This is a genomic window from Paenibacillus campi (genome assembly GCF_034659835.1).
GTDB lineage: Bacteria > Bacillota > Bacilli > Paenibacillales > Paenibacillaceae > Saccharibacillus > Saccharibacillus campi.
The window spans coordinates 559,732-575,788 of the sequence record NZ_JAXSQZ010000002.1; the positions used below are offsets into that span (position 1 = coordinate 559,732).

The window sequence follows — 16,057 nt, forward strand, 5'->3', positions numbered from 1 at the left end:
TGTACGGTCAGGTAAGGGCAATGATAACAACCGTGAGGTTGTTATTTTTTGTGTGAAAATGCTCGTCATATGATCGGAACACGGGATAGAGCATAGACGAATACGTGTACCCTTTTGGTACGATTAGCGGTATAATAAAGGGATTGAGAAGACGATTTCTCAGTCCTTTTTAGTTTGAATATCAAGGTGGGCGACGTAAGCGATCATTTGGGTTTCGGAAGCGTTGAGCGCTGGAACAACGATATCGTTGATGAAGCGAGTACCTTGTTTTATACAGTGCAGAAGAAACGGGTTGAGTGTGTAATTTCATAAAAAATGTCGGTAGCATATGGTGAATGCTGATTTAACCGATTAACACTGCTGCGCTAGGCAGTGATTTCAAAATGAAAGCAGGGAATACGATGCTAAAAGGCAAAAAGATCGTGCTCGGCGTTACCGGTGGTATTGCCGCTTATAAAGCCGCTGCGCTCTGTAGTGGGCTAGTGAAGCAGGGAGCCGATGTGCATGTGGTGATGACTGAAGCGGCTGCTAAGTTTATTACCGAGCTGACTTTGCAAACATTATCGCGCAACCCTGTCCATATCGATACATTTGATGAACGCAATCCTGAAGTCGTGACCCATATTCATCTCGCTGATCTTGCTGATCTGGTGCTGATCGCGCCAGCAACCGCAAATACGATTTCCAAAATGGCGCTCGGTCTGGCGGATGACATGCTCACTTCGCTGCTGCTAGCAACGACGGCACCGATCATGGTCGCGCCAGCGATGAATGTGCATATGTACCAGCATCCGGCAATTGTTGGTCATATGAATACACTAGTTGAACGCGGTGTGATGATGGTCGAACCAGGTGAAGGTATGCTGGCATGTGGTTATGTAGGCAAAGGTCGTCTGGAAGAACCGGACACGATTATCGCGGTCGTACAGCAATATTTTGCCGATCAGGCGCGTGAACGTCAGCTTGCCGGGCTGCTGTCTGGGCGCAAAGTGACGGTTACGGCAGGCGGAACGATCGAACGCATCGATCCGGTTCGTTATATTACGAATGATTCCTCCGGCAAAATGGGCATCGCGGTCGCACGAATGGCGCAGCGAATGGGAGCGAAAGTCAAACTGATCGCCGCCTCGGTTCAAGTGCCACTGCCAGCCGAGATCGAGACGATTCGCGTCCAATCGGCACAGCAGATGTATGAAGCAGTACTGGCGGAATGGGGCGATACCGATCTGATGGTGCAAACCGCTGCGGTTGCGGATTACCGTCCCAAAACGGTGCATACGACCAAAATGAAAAAGAAAGATGCCGAACTCATACTGGAGCTGGAAAAGACGGTTGATATTTTGCAAAGTTTGGGCGAGCGCAAAACGGATCAATTTCTAATCGGCTTTGCTGCGGAAACCGAACAAGTGGCACAATATGCGATGGACAAGCTGGAGCGCAAACGCTGCGATTTGATTGTAGCCAACGATGTGACTGCTGTTGGTGCAGGCTTTGGCACCGATACGAACCGGGTGCAAATTTTTGATAAACATGGGCTAGCAGCTGATGTGCCGCTGCTGAGCAAAGACGAGGTCGCTGCCCGCTTATTGCAACTGGCGGCGCAGCGTATGAGCGGGGTGTCTGCACGATGAGCCGGATTGCCAGGGTGATCGTTGATGTTCCGAGCCGTGGCACTGACCGACCGTTTGATTATTTAATTCCGGATTCGATGCAAGGCTGGCTGGAAATCGGCAGCCGTGTCGGTGTGCCATTTGGTTCGCGTACGTTGCAAGGGTTTGTAATCGGGCTTGCCGAGCAAGCGGAAACGCCGGATATCAAGCTGAAGCCGCTTAAAGAACTGCTTGATCTGGTGCCACCGCTATCTGAAGATTTGATCGAGTTGTCCGCTTGGATGAGTGCGCGTTATGCATGCCACCGGATTACGGCGCTGCAAGCGATGTTGCCCGCAGCGCTTAAAGGGAAAGCAGAGCGTTATATTCGCGTAGCTGATCCGGCGGAATGGGGCGAACGTGAACAGTCTGTAACAGGAGTGGACGATGAGCCGGTATTGTTCGAAACGGTGGATGAGCTGGATGAAGCGGAAGCGGCAATCGTGGCGCATATTCGCAAGCAGCAGGAAGTGCGGATGGAGCATTTAAGCCGCAAATTTGCCGGGCAAGCGGATACGATCAAACGTCTGCTGCAACGCGGCGTACTGGCGGAGACGCGCAGCATTCGCGATAAAGTGCAGAAAAAGACGGTACGCACCGTTGCATTACGGCTGCCGGAAGACGATATTCGCACCATTATCGATGAATTCCCGGCGCGGGCGAGTCGGCAAAAGGAAGTGCTTGCTTTTATCGCGGATATCGGCGGCGAAGTAGCGCTGAAGCAGATTTTAACTGTGCTTGGCGTTACGGCGGGTACGGTCAAAGCGCTTGCCGACAAAGGCTATATTGCGATTCAAGATACCGAGGTATTTCGCGATCCGTACAAGGATCGACATTTTAAACCGAGCCAGCCGTTTGTGCTGACCGCTGAGCAGCAAATAGTGTATAACGCGATCGCACAGCGGATCGATAGCCGTACCGAAGGCGAATTTCTCGTGCACGGCATTACCGGTAGCGGCAAAACGGAAGTGTATTTGCAATCGATTCAGCGTGTGATGGAGCAAGGGCGCCAAGCGATTATGCTCGTGCCGGAAATTTCGCTCACTCCGCAGATGGTCGAACGTTTTAAAAGTCGGTTTGGCGATCATGTTGCCGTGCTGCACAGCCGGCTATCCAGTGGCGAACGGTATGATGAATGGCGCAAAATTCGGGAAGGTCAGGCGCTGGTCGCGATCGGAGCACGCTCCGCGATTTTTGCCCCATTTGCCCATCTCGGGTTGATCATTATGGATGAGGAGCATGAAACATCGTATAAGCAGGAGGAAAGCCCGAAATACCATGCGCGCGATGTGGCGGTACACCGTGCCCATCAGCATCAAGCCGTCGTGATTCTCGGCTCGGCAACCCCGTCGCTGGAAAGTTATCATGCGTCACGTTCGCAAAGCAATGAGGAATTTAAACCGATGTTGCTGGAAATTCACGGTCGTGCGCTTGGTAGTGAGCTACCAGCGGTACAGATCGTTGATATGCGTGAGGAACTGAAAGAAGGCAATCGTTCGATGTTCAGCCGCCCACTGCATGAAGCGATCGCTGATCGGTTGGAGAAACAACAGCAGATCGTACTGCTGCTCAATCGGCGTGGACATTCAACCTTTGTCATGTGCCGCACATGCGGTTATGTAGCGGAATGTCCAAACTGCGATATTTCGCTCACGTTCCACCAGCGTTCCAACAATTTGCGTTGTCATTATTGCGGGCACGCCCAGCCAGCACCGGAAGTTTGCCCAGAGTGTGGCAGCGAGCATATTCGTTATTTTGGCACCGGTACACAGCGGGTGGAGGAGGAGCTGGCTAAGCTGTTTCCGGGTATTCGCGTCGTGCGCATGGATGTGGACACGACGACGCAGAAAGGTTCGCATGAAAAGCTGCTGAACATATTCCGCGATCGGCAGGCTGATTTGCTGCTTGGTACACAAATGGTCGCAAAAGGGCTTGATTTCCCCGATGTGACGCTAGTTGGGGTCATCGCAGCCGATTCGGCGCTCCATCTACCTGATTTCCGGGCGGGTGAAAAGACGTTTCAACTGTTGACTCAGGTGGCGGGACGCGCGGGTAGACATCATTTGCCTGGTGAGGTGATCGTACAGACGTACAACCCGGATCATTATTCGGTCGTGCATGCAAGTCGTCATGATTACGCTTCGTTTGTGCGTGAAGAATTGAAGCATCGTCAGGTGCTAAGCTATCCGCCATATTGTCGGTTGGCGCTGATTACTTTTTCGCATGAAAAGTTGCCGCTGCTCGTACGCATCGCCGAAAATTATGTGCAAATGGTCAAAGATCAGGCACAGCGTGTCGGCTGGTTAGGCAGTCTGGAACGTTTCTCATCCGAGGCGCTCGATGTGCTTGGACCGGTCGCTTCACCAATTCCAAGGTTAAAAAATAGATACCGATTCCAATGTATGATAAAATGGCGTGGAGATATGGACGTTCCTCGACTAGCTGAATTTGTAGCTCAGCAGCTGCAAGACAGCGCGCGCGACAAAGATTTGTTGATCAGCATCGATGTTGATCCACAGGTGATGATGTAACACAAATTGACAAACTGCCCCGATTGCTCGTGCAAACGCCTATAGTAGGGTGCAGCATGAGTGGCGGGGCTACTGTTTGCGGATTAGGAATGACAAGTACACAAAATTAACTGATATGACGTAAAGGATGGATGAGACGATGGCTATTCGTATTATTGTCAAAGAACCGGATGAAGTGTTACACAAACGCGCCAAAGAAATTACTAAAATTACACCGAATGTGCAAAAGCTGCTGACCGATATGGCGGAAACGATGTATGACGCTAATGGCGTAGGGCTTGCCGCACCACAGGTCGGCATTTTGAAGCGTGCCATCGTCGTTGACGTAGGCGATGAGCACGGTCTGATCGAGCTGATTAACCCTGAAATTGTGGCGAGCAGCGGCGAGCAGCTGGGTACGGAAGGATGTTTAAGCATTCCGGCGCTGAACGGTGAAGTGCGCCGGGCGATGGAAGTAACGGTAAAAGGTTTGGATCGTGACGGCAACGAAATTACGGTCACCGGACGCGAATTGCTGGCGCGTGCATTGCAGCATGAGATCGATCATCTGAACGGTGTGCTGTTCACCGATATCGCTGAGCGTGTGTATGATCGCAGACTGGATGAGGAAGGGGAATAAACATTGACCAGAATCGCTTTTATGGGAACGCCTGATTTTGCGGTAGCGAGCCTCAAACTGCTGCTGGAACAAGGCATGAATGTAGTCTGCGTCGTGACACAGCCCGACAAACCGCAAGGCCGCAAAAAAATTTTGACACCATCGCCGGTCAAAGCCGCTGCACTGGAACATGGTCTGCCTGTATTGCAGCCGTTGCGGATGCGCAATCCGGAAGCGGTCGCTGAGTTGGCGGCATATGAGCCTGACCTGATCGTCACTGCAGCGTACGGACAAATTTTACCAAAAGCTGTGCTCGAGCTGCCACCGCTTGGCTGTGTGAACATACACGGTTCGCTGCTGCCTAAATATCGCGGTGGTGCACCGATTCAGCGCTGCATTATTAACGGCGAAACCGTAACCGGCATTACGCTTATGTATATGGCGGAAGGGCTTGATACCGGCGATATGATCGCACGTCTGGAAGTGCCGATTACCGATGAAGATACATCCGGCACATTGTTTGCCAAAATGAGCGTAGCCGGTGCCGAGCTACTACAACAACAGCTGCCGCGCCTGCTGACAGGCAAAGTGGAGGCTGAGCCGCAAAATGACGATGAAGCGACGTATGCGCCGAATTTGACGCGTGAAGACGAGAAAATCGACTGGAACAAAGACAGTCGTGCCATTTACAACCAAATTCGCGGTCTGGTGCCGTTTGCAGGCGGATTTACGCTATGGAATGGCGATGTGTTTAAAGTATGGAAAACGCTCAAACCGCAAGCGGATGATGCGTTGCCAAGCGGTGCTGCCGAGGCGGTGCCAGGCACTGTAGTTGATTTGAACAAAAACGGGATTGTGATTCGCACAGGTGATGGTGTGCTCACGCTAACCGAAGTACAGCCTGCCGGTAAAAAAGCGCTGCGTGCCGCCGATTTTGCACGCGGAAATGCAATGGCTACAGGAACGGTGTTATCGTGAATTCATTTGATAAACGCCCGCGTCGTCCGGGACAGCCATCATCGGCTAGCGCCAAAGACGGTCAGGGCACACGACCATCATCGTCGGCGAATCGTAGCAACAATAACAGCGGCGGTAAACCGCAAGCTAACAAGCCAGCTGGAGCACGCAAACTGTCAGCACGTGATGTGGCACTGAATGTGCTGACCGATGTGGAGTCAAGCGGCTCTTACAGCAATTTGCAATTGAATCAGGCGTTGCTGCAAGCTGGTTTGGAGCGTGCGGACGCCGGGCTGACGACCGAGATCGTATACGGTACGATTTCGCATTTGAATACGATTGATTATTTTCTCGGTCGTTTTGTAGCAAAAGGAATGCACAAGTTGCAGCCGTGGGTGCGCAGCTTGCTGCGGCTAAGCTTTTACCAAATTTATTATCTCGACCGGATTCCGCCGCATGCAGCGGTCAATGAAGCGGTTAATATCGCCAAGCGGCGTGGGCATCAAGGGGTTTCCGGTATGGTCAATGGCGTGCTGCGCAATGTGCTGCGCCAGTTGGATGAGCTGGTCATTCCCGAAGGACTGTCTGCCATACAGCGGATCGCGCTGCACTATTCTCACCCGGAATGGCTCGTCGAGCGCTGGATCGGGCAATTTGGCGAAACGGTTACCGAGCAGATTTGCATGTCCAACAATGAGCCGCCTGCCGTAAGCGTGCGTGTGAATACCTATGCAACGACACGTGAGCAGATGTTGGCAATGCTGAACGAAGCGGGTTATTATGCACAGCCGTCCGCGCTTGCGCCGGATGGCATTCTCGTTGGCGGTAGCGGCAATATGGCATTGACGGACTGGTATCGTGACGGCTTGCTGTCGATTCAGGACGAAAGCTCGATGCTCGTTGCCGAAGCGGTGCAGCCGCAGCCAGGTATGAGCGTGCTGGACTGCTGTGCAGCACCAGGCGGCAAAACCGCTCATTTGGCGGAAAAAATGCAAAATAAAGGTCATATTATCGCCAACGATATTCATGAGCACAAACGCAAACTGATCGACGATCAGGCACAGCGTCTGCATCTATCGATCATCGATACAGCGGTAGGCGATGCGATGATGCTGGCGGAACGATATCCGGTTGCCTCGTTTGATCGCATTTTGCTGGATGCGCCGTGTTCGGGGCTTGGCGTCATTCGCCGCAAGCCGGATTTAAAATGGAACAAGTCCGCATCCGACATTAAGGAGATTGCCGCTTTGCAGCGCCGCTTGCTGGAACGCATTTGCGGATTGCTTAAACCGGACGGTATACTTGTGTACAGCACCTGTACGATTGAACAGAGCGAGAATGAAGATGTGGTGCGCAGCTTTGTGGAAGCACATCCCGAATTTGAGCCGGTCGTCGTACCATTGTTTACGGACAAAATGACACAGGATGCCAGCTCGGATAAGACGGCGCTCGGCGTACAAATTTTGCCGCAACATTATCATTCGGATGGATTTTATATCGCTGCGCTGCGCCGGAAAGCATAAACGTAGCTCTATACAGCCCGTTGGAGCGGAGACGGAAAAGGAATGCACTATCGTTGCAATGAAGCAATGAAGCGAATTACACCAACAGAGCCTATAGCTGGCGCGTCACCAGATGCTTCAAACTTATTGTGGCACCGATTGGCAACGCGCCTCTTTAGGCTTTGTTTGTTTTGTGCTAAAATAGTAAAGATGTGAACCCGATAGTAAGTAACAGCTGTTATATTGTATAGGTGACCACGGCAAGCGAACGAACAAATTTAAGATATGAAGAATAGGTGTGATAAATCCAATGAAACCCTTTATATACGATTTCTCCCTGGAGGACCTTCAGGACTGGGTGAAAGAGAATAATGAGCCTGCATTCCGGGCAGCACAAATTTTTGACTGGCTGTATGTGAAGCGCGTATTTTCGTTTGAGGAAATGACGAACCTTTCCAAAGGGCTGCGTGCCAAGCTGAACGACCAGTTTTCTTTTGTCATGTTAAATGAAATTACAAAGCTGCAATCGAAGGACGGTACGGTTAAATTTCTGTTCGGTTTGCACGATAACCATGCGATCGAAACGGTTATTATGCGCCATAACTATGGTAACAGCATCTGTGTAACGACACAGGTTGGCTGCCGGATCGGTTGTACATTTTGCGCGTCTACGCTGGGCGGTCTGAAGCGTAATTTGACGGCTGGCGAGATCGTCGCCCAAGTCGTACAAGCGCAAAAGATTTTGGATGAAACGAATGAGCGTGTCAGCAGCATCGTCATTATGGGTTCGGGTGAGCCGTTTGAGAACTACGATGCAACGATGAAATTTCTACGCATTATGATTCACGAAAAAGGGCTTAACATCGGACAACGCCATATTACCGTATCGACAAGCGGGATCGTACCAAGCATTTACAAATTTACGGATGAGAATACACAGATCAATCTGGCGATTTCGATCCACGCGCCCAACGATAAGCTGCGTTCCAAGCTAATGCCGGTTAACCGCCGCTTCCCGTTTGATGATGTCATGGAATCGTTGCGTCATTATATGGCAAAAACCGGTCGTCGAATTACATTTGAATACGCATTGATCGGTGGCGTTAATGATCGTCCAGAACATGCCGAGGAACTGGCTAACGTGCTCAAAGATATGATGTGCCACGTCAATCTGATTCCGGTTAACTATGTGCCTGAGCGCGATTATGTACGCACTCCGCGTAAAGATATTTTCGAGTTTCAACGTATTCTGGCAGACAAAGGTGTGAACGTAACGATTCGTCGTGAGCAGGGACATGATATCGCTGCCGCTTGCGGACAATTACGTGCGAAGCACATGGAGTCGACTGCGAGGTGATCGGTGTTGATGAAAACAGCACAGTTGAGTGATAAGGGACGCGTCAGACAGGTAAATGAAGATTCCGTTTGGGTTGGCAATATACAGGATGAGTATGTGCTTGGTATTGTAGCGGATGGTATGGGTGGACATCGTGCAGGCGATACCGCGAGCCGTCTGGCTGTGCAAACTGTAATTTCGGATTTGCAAGGCCTGGAAGCGGGGCTGTCGGCTGAGGCATGCCGCGCCGCGTTGCACGATGCTATTTTACATGCGAATGATGTTGTTTTTCATACCGCGCAGATGAGTGATGACTATCATAATATGGGAACGACTATTGTTGCCGTATTGTTGAAAGGAAATCAGGGCATTATCGGTCATATTGGCGATAGCCGTGCCTATTTGATTAGCGAAGACGGATTGCGTCTGCTCACTCAAGATCACAGTCTGGTGAATGAGCTGCTGAAAACCGGTCAAATTAGCGAGGAAGAAGCAGCCGCTCATCCGCGTCGCAATGTATTAACACGTGCGCTTGGCACCGATGCCGAGGTAAAGGTGGAATTGGACGAGATCGAGCTGGTGTCCGGTGATGTGCTGCTGCTCTGTAGTGATGGGCTGAGCAATATGATTACCGGTGATCAGATCGAAACGGTGACGCTGGCAGGGATTGAGCTGGATGAGCGTGCCCGTCATCTCATTGCACTCGCACTGGAAGCAGGCGGCGAAGATAATGTTACCGTTGCCTTGTTTGAACTGGATAAAACGACATATGATTCACAACGTAAGGGGTGGACGCCATGATCGGACGTATTCTGGGCGGACGCTATGAAATTATGGAAGAAATCGGCGGCGGTGGTATGGCGCTTGTATACAAAGCGCTTGATGTGCTGTTAAATCGCCATGTGGCAATTAAAGTGTTGCGGCAGCAATTTGTGTATGATGAGGAGTTTATTCGTCGTTTTCGCCGTGAGGCGCAATCGGCGGCTTCGCTATCCCATCCGAATGTCGTGAGCATTTATGATGTGGGGCAGGAAGACGATATTCATTTTATCGTAATGGAGTATGTCAACGGGCAAAATCTAAACGAAATCATCAAAGCGCGTGCACCGTTGTCAGTTGAAGAAGCGGTTCGCATTGCGACTCAAATTTGTGATGCGTTGGAACATGCCCATCATAATCAGATCATTCACCGGGATATCAAGCCGCATAATATATTGATCGGTTTGAACGGTCGTGTGAAAGTGACGGATTTTGGGATCGCTCGTGCGGTCACATCGACGACGATTACACAGACCGGCTCGGTTGTCGGCTCGGTGCATTATTTTTCACCTGAACATGCCAAAGGTGTAGCGACCGGCGAAAAGTCGGATTTGTATTCGCTTGGCATCGTGCTGTACCAGATGCTGACCGGCAGATTGCCATTTCAAGGAGAAAGCCCGATCAGCGTGGCGCTCAAACATTTGCAAGATGAGTTTGAAGACCCACGTCTGATCAATCCGTTAATCCCGCAAAGTGTAGAAAATATTATCCTCAAATCGATGCGCAAAAATCCAGCCGAACGTTATCATTCGGCACAAGATATGCTGCTCGATTTGGATACATGTCTGCTGCCGGAGCGCAGTACGGAGACAAAGATGTATTTTCCGAGCCATGACGATGATGAGCAGACAAAAGTCATATCAGCGATTCGTCCCAATTCGATTCCGATCCCACCGCCCGCAAAGGAGGATGTTCGTCATATGGAACGCGACCGTGGCAGAACAAGCCCTGCCGCAAAGCCGAAAAGCTTCTGGAAAAAGCCGGCGGTATGGGTATCGCTCGTTGTGGTCGTATTATTGATCATGACTGCGATCGTGATGTACGTCAGCTCGACATTGGATACAAAAGATGTCATTGTGCCAAGCGTGCTCAATCAACCGGAGCAAAGTGCGGTGCAGCAGCTTGAAGCGTTAGGGCTGACCGTATCGAACAAGATCAATTACGAATATCAGGAAGGCAAAGAGGCGGGCATCGTGTTTGCACAAGACCCGCAGCCGAATTCGATCGTCAAATCAGGTGCACAAGTGACACTTAGTGTAACGGTAGACAAAGACCCGATCAAAATGCCTGACTTCAAAGACGGGCAGACGACTTATGACGATGCGCGCAAACAGTTGCTGGCGCTTGGCTTCAAAGATAATCAGATTACCCGTGAAGATAAGACGAGCGATAGCGTGGACAGCGGCATCGTCATCGATCAAAATCCGGGCGCCAATGAAGATGTAAAACCGGAAACGCAGGCGGTCACACTTGTGGTGAGCAAAGGCGCATCCACAGCGACCGTGCCGGACTTGACTAATTCGGGTCAATCTTCCGCACAATCGACATTAGCGAAGGCAGGTTTCAAACTCGGTAATGTACAACAAGAATCGAGTTATACGATCGAAGCAGGCAAAGTAACCCGTCAAAATCCACCAGCTGGATCAGCGCAGACAAAAGGCAGCAAGGTGGACATATGGGTTAGCAGTGGTTATCCACCGGAAGCACTCGACTTTACGTATTCTGTGTCTGTACCTCCAAAAACGGCAGGTCAACCGAGCAAAATTAATATTTTGTATACGGATGCGCGTGGTGCCGATCGTAACTGGGGCACGAAAACGATCGATTCGCGTCAAACGCTGCAAGTGAACATGATCCTTGATCCAAGCGAAAATGGTGTTGTCAAAGTGTATCGTGATGGAAAATTCCTCGATACGTTTGCGATTAGCTACAATGATGCGAAGCAAGGTACGGTACAGGAAGGGATCGTTGAGCCAAGCAACAGCGGCGAAGTGACGCCTCCTGATAACGGAGCAAACACGAAACCGACTAATCCGCCACCTAGTAACGGAAGCACCGATCCGAATGCAGGCGGAAATGGCAATACTCCAGACAACGGCAATGGCGCAAATAATGGAAACGGCAATGGTAGTGATAACCAGGGACCGGGTAATAATAACGGGAATAGTGGAGCCGCCGCCGACCCTGCTGCGGGAACGAGTACACCGTAAGCTCGTACCTAAACTAAGTTCAATTTTATCTTTTGTTATACATCGGTACGGTTATCCCTTCCGACTTGAACTAACTTTAACATGCAAATGAGTTCTAGTTAACGTACGAGAGCATGTCTTTAAACTTCCTTACAGATCGTTCGATAAGATAACGGTTATCGCCAAATTGCCAAGCTTAACAAATGAAAGGACGGATGGCATGCCTGAAGGCTTAATTGTCAAAGCGCTAAGCGGATATTATTATGTTAAACCGGAAACGGAGAGCGGGGATAACCCACTCTCCGAGACGGGCACAGTCCAATGTCGCGCCAGAGGCATCTTTAAGAAAAAAGGCATCTCACCACTTGTCGGTGATGAAGTCATCTATTCATTGACTGAGAATGGAGAAGGCACTGTTGAGCAAATTTTGCCGCGGAAGACGGAGTTAATCCGTCCTCCGGTGGCGAATATTCGGCAAGCGGTGCTGCTCTTTTCCGTCAAGGAACCTGATCTTAGCCTGATTTTGCTGGATAAATTTCTGGTACATATTGAGCATGCCGGATTAGAGCCACTCATCTGCTTTACGAAAATGGATTTGCTCGACCCGCAAGATAGCGCTACATTGGATGAAGTGGAGCAGGCGAGACAGCTGTATGAACGGATTGGCTATCAGGTCATTTTGACCAGTGCGGAAAATGAGCTAGGTACCGCTCAAATTCGGGCGGAGCTGAACAACAAAATTAGCATGTTTGCCGGTCAATCCGGAGTTGGCAAATCATCGCTGCTAAACAAGATCATTCCGGGCAGTGATTTGCATACAAGCGAGATCAGTATGCGGCTTGGACGTGGACGACATACGACACGTCATGTTGAGCTGATTGAGCTGGAAGGTGGCGGCTATGTTGCCGATACGCCGGGATTCAGTCAGCTTAATTTTACCCAGCTTGGCGTAGAAAACCTCGGCTCCTGTTTTCGTGAATTTAACGAATATGCCGATGGCTGCAAGTTCCGTGGCTGTACCCATCTGCATGAGCCGGGCTGTAAAGTGATTGAAGCGCTAGAAGCTGGCGAAATTGCCGCTACGCGCTACAAACATTATCAACAGTTTTACCAGGAGATGAAAGACGAGAAACGGAGGTACTAACCGATGCATAATATCAAAATTGCTCCTTCTATTTTGTCCGCCGATTTTGGACATTTGCTGGACGAAGTCAAAGAAGTGGAACGTGCTGGTGCCGACTGGCTGCATGTCGACGTGATGGATGGACATTTTGTGCCGAACATTACATTTGGCGCGCCGGTGTTGCAAGCAGTGTCCGCACATACCGGATTGTTCATCGATGTACATCTGATGATCGAGAACCCGGATCGCTATATCGCTGACTTTGTCAAAGCTGGCGCACAGATGATTACCGTACATGCCGAAGCGTGTACCCATCTGCATCGCATTATCCACCTGATCAAAGAACACGGTGCCAAAGCAGGCGTGGCGCTCAATCCGGCAACCCCGGCAAGCGTCATTCGTGAAGTGTTGGAAGATATAGATATGGTGCTTGTTATGACGGTAAACCCGGGCTTTGGCGGACAGTCATTTATCCCGCGCACCGTGCACAAAATCCGTGAAATTCGCCAATGGGCAAACGAAACCGGACATACCGCGCTCCACATCGAAGTAGACGGTGGCATCGCCGCTTCCACAGCCCGTCAAGTAGTTGAGGCTGGCGCAGACGTACTCGTCGCAGGCAGCGCCGTCTTCGGCGCCCCAGACCGCGCAGCAGCAATTCGTAGTATTCGGGATAGCTTGGTGTAATATTAAACAGCGCAGCAAAAGTGTAAAATAACTTTTGCTGCGCTTTTGTTTATTTATACATCGCCATCCGTACCCTGCATAGCAAAAAAGCACTCTCGTTGAGAGTGCTTTCTTCATCGACATATCATTATACGCGAGTAACTTTACCGGATTTCAGAGCACGAGTACTTACATATACGCGCTTTGGTTTACCGTCTACCAAGATGCGAACTTTTTGAACGTTCACGCCCCAAGTACGACGATTACGGTTGTTTGCGTGAGATACGTGGTTACCGCTACCAGCAGTTTTACCAGTTACATAACATTTACGAGCCATAGTTACACCTCCTATTTCCGAAAAAAGTGCATGGAAACAACACTCATAACATATTATCATAGTCAAGAAAGCAACGTCAACACTTCTAAATACTTTATTTATTTCTGAACTTGGTTATAGTACAATGTAACATAGTTCCGTGTGACATTTTGGCAATGGAGCAAGCTTATTTGCGGACAAATGTAAAAGCGTTTTATTTTCGGAAAACCGGACGTAAGATGTATATTTAGCCGTTGTTTATGCTTGTTATGTGGGCGAATGCCTGTTCTTGGTACTTGGTACGAATACATGGTGCTAAAATAACTGCAACGACTGTTAGGCTATTGCGTACTGTATGTCAGACCGCTTCGTTTTCGATGGGCGATGGACAATGTTTAAACCGTTAGACGAGGCTGGAACGTACTGACAACATCAGATGTACGCAATGCATGCAGGCAAATGTGAAATGAGCAATCATAACAACGAAATGAGCAATCATAACATGTGGAATCAAATATGATCGCTATGCTTAGGCAATTCGGCAAGCCGGATCATACGAGTCGTGATGATAGATGAGGAAGGGGATTTTTCATTGAGCAAGCGTTCTTTAAACGGGGTTGATTTTACCGCAATGGTACTGGCTGGAGCGGAGAAACTGCATGAGCATGCGGAGCATGTCAATTCCTTAAATGTGTTTCCCGTACCGGATGGTGATACGGGAACAAATATGAATTTGACGATGACAGCAGGGGTAGCAGAGCTAAAGCTGAACTCGTTGCCTGTAATCGGACAAGCAGCAACCGTGCTGTCCAAAGGACTGTTAATGGGAGCACGCGGAAATTCCGGTGTGATTTTGTCCCAACTGTTCCGTGGATTTAGCCGTTCTGCGGCTTCGCGTGATGAGCTGAATGCAGCCCAGTTTGCAGCAGCGTTGCAGCAAGGGGTAGAAACAGCTTACAAGGCGGTAGTCAAACCGGTCGAAGGAACGATTTTGACGGTGGCACGTGAAGCGGCAAAACATGCGGTCTATTATGCACGCCGCACGACCGACATTACCGAGTTGATGGGCGAAGTGCTCAAACAAGCGCAGACGACGCTCGCACAGACGCAAGAAATATTGCCGGTGCTGAAGCAAGTTGGCGTTGTCGATTCGGGCGGGCAAGGGCTTGTATACATTTATGAAGGGTTTTATCACTATTTGCAGCACGGTCAAGCAGCTACAGGCAATGCAGCGTCACAAGCGAATGCAGCAGCAGGCGGACAGACCGCTCCATCATCCGCTACAGCGGTAGTGATCGATACGCCGTTGTCAGCGCAGGCAAAGCTGGATACCGATGATATCGAGTTTTTGTATGATATGGAGTTTTTTATCAATCGTAAGCTGGGCGGTTCGTCACAGGTGCGCTTTGATGAAGAACAATTTCGGAAGGCGCTTGCGGTTAATGGGGATTCGATTATCGTCATTTCGGACGATGAGATTATTAAAGTGCATGTGCATTCAAAAGCGCCGGGTGAGGTGCTCAATTTGGCACTGCAATACGGCGAAATTACGCAAATTCATATTTTGAATATGCGTGAGCAGCATCGTGATTTGCTGTCGGCAGGGTTAGACGTTGCCCCACCGCCGGAGCTATTTGCGGATATTCCGCAGGAGCCGATCAATCCGCAGACCGAAGCTGCCGTGCCGGCAGAAGAAGTGGCAGCGTACGGCATGATCGCCGTATCGTCAGGTGACGGCATTGCAGAAATTTTCCGCAGTCTCGGCGTAGATGTGATTTTGGCAGGTGGACAGACGATGAATCCGAGCACAGAGGATTTTGTCAAAGCGATTGAAAGCTTGTCTGCACGTCATATTTATATTTTGCCGAATAACTCCAATATCGTGCTCGCTGCTCAGCAGGCGCGTGATTTGTTGGAAGATCAGCGGCAAGTGACCGTTATTCCGAGCAAAAGTATTCCGCAAGGCATTGCGGCTGCATTTGCCTTCCAAGAAGATGAAGATGCGGACACGAACACAGCGAATTTGAATGAGGCGCTAACCCATGTGAAATCCGGTCAGGTGACACTGGCTGTGCGCGATACGACGATGGATGAGATGTCGATCCGTCAAGGTCATTATATCGGTATTCACAATTCCAAAATTGTCGCGACAGCAGCCGAGCTAGTTGCAACATGCCAGCAATTGTTGAGCGCAATGATCGATGACGGTCAGGAAGTGATTACGATTCTGACCGGCAGTGAAGCTACGGATGAGCATACAAGCCAGCTTGCTAACTGGATTGAAACACATTATCCGGATACCGAGCTGGAAATTCACAATGGCGGACAGCCGGTGTATCATTATCTGTTCTCTGTTGAATCTTGATGCACT

12 protein-coding genes are annotated in these 16,057 nt (G+C 50.0%); 11 read left to right on the top strand and 1 reads right to left on the bottom strand.

The window, feature by feature from the left end:
- Window positions 1–401: 401 nt before the first annotated feature.
- The 10 genes from coaBC to rpe all read left to right on the top strand — a co-directional run bounded on the left by coaBC (window position 402) and on the right by rpe (window position 13,391).
- Window positions 402–1,631 carry a bifunctional phosphopantothenoylcysteine decarboxylase/phosphopantothenate--cysteine ligase CoaBC gene (gene coaBC / locus U1I11_RS07575; protein WP_322905296.1) on the top strand — a complete coding sequence of 410 codons (1,230 nt, stop codon included), beginning with the start codon at window positions 402–404 and terminating at the stop codon, window positions 1,629–1,631.
- Complete coding sequence (gene priA, locus U1I11_RS07580; protein ID WP_322905297.1) at window positions 1,628–4,180, top strand: primosomal protein N'; 2,553 nt, start codon at window positions 1,628–1,630, stop codon at window positions 4,178–4,180. Before coaBC ends, priA begins: the two co-directional genes overlap by 4 nt.
- Window positions 4,181–4,319: 139 nt before the next feature.
- Complete coding sequence (gene def / locus U1I11_RS07585) at window positions 4,320–4,799, top strand: peptide deformylase (RefSeq protein WP_322905298.1); 480 nt, start codon at window positions 4,320–4,322, stop codon at window positions 4,797–4,799.
- A 21-nt stretch (window positions 4,800–4,820) separates the two neighbouring features.
- Window positions 4,821–5,756, top strand: coding sequence for a methionyl-tRNA formyltransferase (fmt, locus tag U1I11_RS07590; protein ID WP_322905750.1), 936 nt, complete (start codon window positions 4,821–4,823; stop codon window positions 5,754–5,756).
- Window positions 5,753–7,258 (top strand): 16S rRNA (cytosine(967)-C(5))-methyltransferase RsmB, encoded by a 1,506-nt coding sequence (gene rsmB / locus U1I11_RS07595; protein ID WP_416235600.1) that lies wholly within the window; start codon window positions 5,753–5,755, stop codon window positions 7,256–7,258. The genes fmt and rsmB overlap by 4 nt, the downstream gene beginning before the upstream one ends.
- 289 nt (window positions 7,259–7,547) lie before the next feature.
- Window positions 7,548–8,594: a dual-specificity RNA methyltransferase RlmN gene (gene rlmN / locus U1I11_RS07600; RefSeq protein ID WP_322905300.1), complete on the top strand. Its 1,047-nt coding sequence runs from the start codon at window positions 7,548–7,550 to the stop codon at window positions 8,592–8,594.
- 6 nt (window positions 8,595–8,600) lie between these two features.
- The gene (locus U1I11_RS07605; RefSeq protein WP_322905302.1) at window positions 8,601–9,374 is read left to right on the top strand and encodes a Stp1/IreP family PP2C-type Ser/Thr phosphatase; all 774 of its coding nucleotides are present in this window, start codon (window positions 8,601–8,603) and stop codon (window positions 9,372–9,374) included.
- Window positions 9,371–11,602, top strand: coding sequence for a Stk1 family PASTA domain-containing Ser/Thr kinase (gene pknB / locus U1I11_RS07610; protein WP_322905304.1), 2,232 nt, complete (start codon window positions 9,371–9,373; stop codon window positions 11,600–11,602). The genes U1I11_RS07605 and pknB overlap by 4 nt, the downstream gene beginning before the upstream one ends.
- 199 nt (window positions 11,603–11,801) lie before the next feature.
- Window positions 11,802–12,725, top strand: a complete 924-nt coding sequence (gene rsgA, locus U1I11_RS07615) for a ribosome small subunit-dependent GTPase A (RefSeq protein ID WP_322905306.1) — start codon at window positions 11,802–11,804, stop codon at window positions 12,723–12,725.
- A gap of 3 nt (window positions 12,726–12,728) precedes the next feature.
- Complete coding sequence (gene rpe / locus U1I11_RS07620; RefSeq protein ID WP_322905308.1) at window positions 12,729–13,391, top strand: ribulose-phosphate 3-epimerase; 663 nt, start codon at window positions 12,729–12,731, stop codon at window positions 13,389–13,391.
- Window positions 13,392–13,518: 127 nt separating this feature from the next.
- Here rpe and rpmB read toward each other — a convergent pair whose 3' ends face one another.
- The gene (gene rpmB / locus U1I11_RS07625; protein ID WP_082472268.1) at window positions 13,519–13,707 is read right to left on the bottom strand and encodes a 50S ribosomal protein L28; all 189 of its coding nucleotides are present in this window, start codon (window positions 13,705–13,707) and stop codon (window positions 13,519–13,521) included.
- Window positions 13,708–14,278: 571 nt separating this feature from the next.
- On the opposite strand from rpmB, the gene U1I11_RS07630 reads away from it, so the two are divergent.
- Window positions 14,279–16,051, top strand: coding sequence for a DAK2 domain-containing protein (locus tag U1I11_RS07630; protein WP_322905310.1), 1,773 nt, complete (start codon window positions 14,279–14,281; stop codon window positions 16,049–16,051).
- The last annotated feature ends 6 nt before the right edge of the window (window positions 16,052–16,057 follow it).

Excerpts from the sequence above, each read along its gene's own strand:
- rsgA (WP_322905306.1), top strand. The coding sequence starts at position 11,802 with ATGCCTGAAGGCTTAATTGTCAAAGCGCTAAGCGGATATTATTATGTT.
- def (WP_322905298.1), top strand. The coding sequence starts at position 4,320 with ATGGCTATTCGTATTATTGTCAAAGAACCGGATGAAGTGTTACACAAA.
- rlmN (WP_322905300.1), top strand. The coding sequence starts at position 7,548 with ATGAAACCCTTTATATACGATTTCTCCCTGGAGGACCTTCAGGACTGG.
- coaBC (WP_322905296.1), top strand. The coding sequence starts at position 402 with ATGCTAAAAGGCAAAAAGATCGTGCTCGGCGTTACCGGTGGTATTGCC.
- rpmB (WP_082472268.1), bottom strand. The coding sequence starts at position 13,707 with ATGGCTCGTAAATGTTATGTAACTGGTAAAACTGCTGGTAGCGGTAAC.
- fmt (WP_322905750.1), top strand. The coding sequence starts at position 4,821 with ATGGGAACGCCTGATTTTGCGGTAGCGAGCCTCAAACTGCTGCTGGAA.
- pknB (WP_322905304.1), top strand. The coding sequence starts at position 9,371 with ATGATCGGACGTATTCTGGGCGGACGCTATGAAATTATGGAAGAAATC.
- priA (WP_322905297.1), top strand. The coding sequence starts at position 1,628 with ATGAGCCGGATTGCCAGGGTGATCGTTGATGTTCCGAGCCGTGGCACT.
- rpe (WP_322905308.1), top strand. The coding sequence starts at position 12,729 with ATGCATAATATCAAAATTGCTCCTTCTATTTTGTCCGCCGATTTTGGA.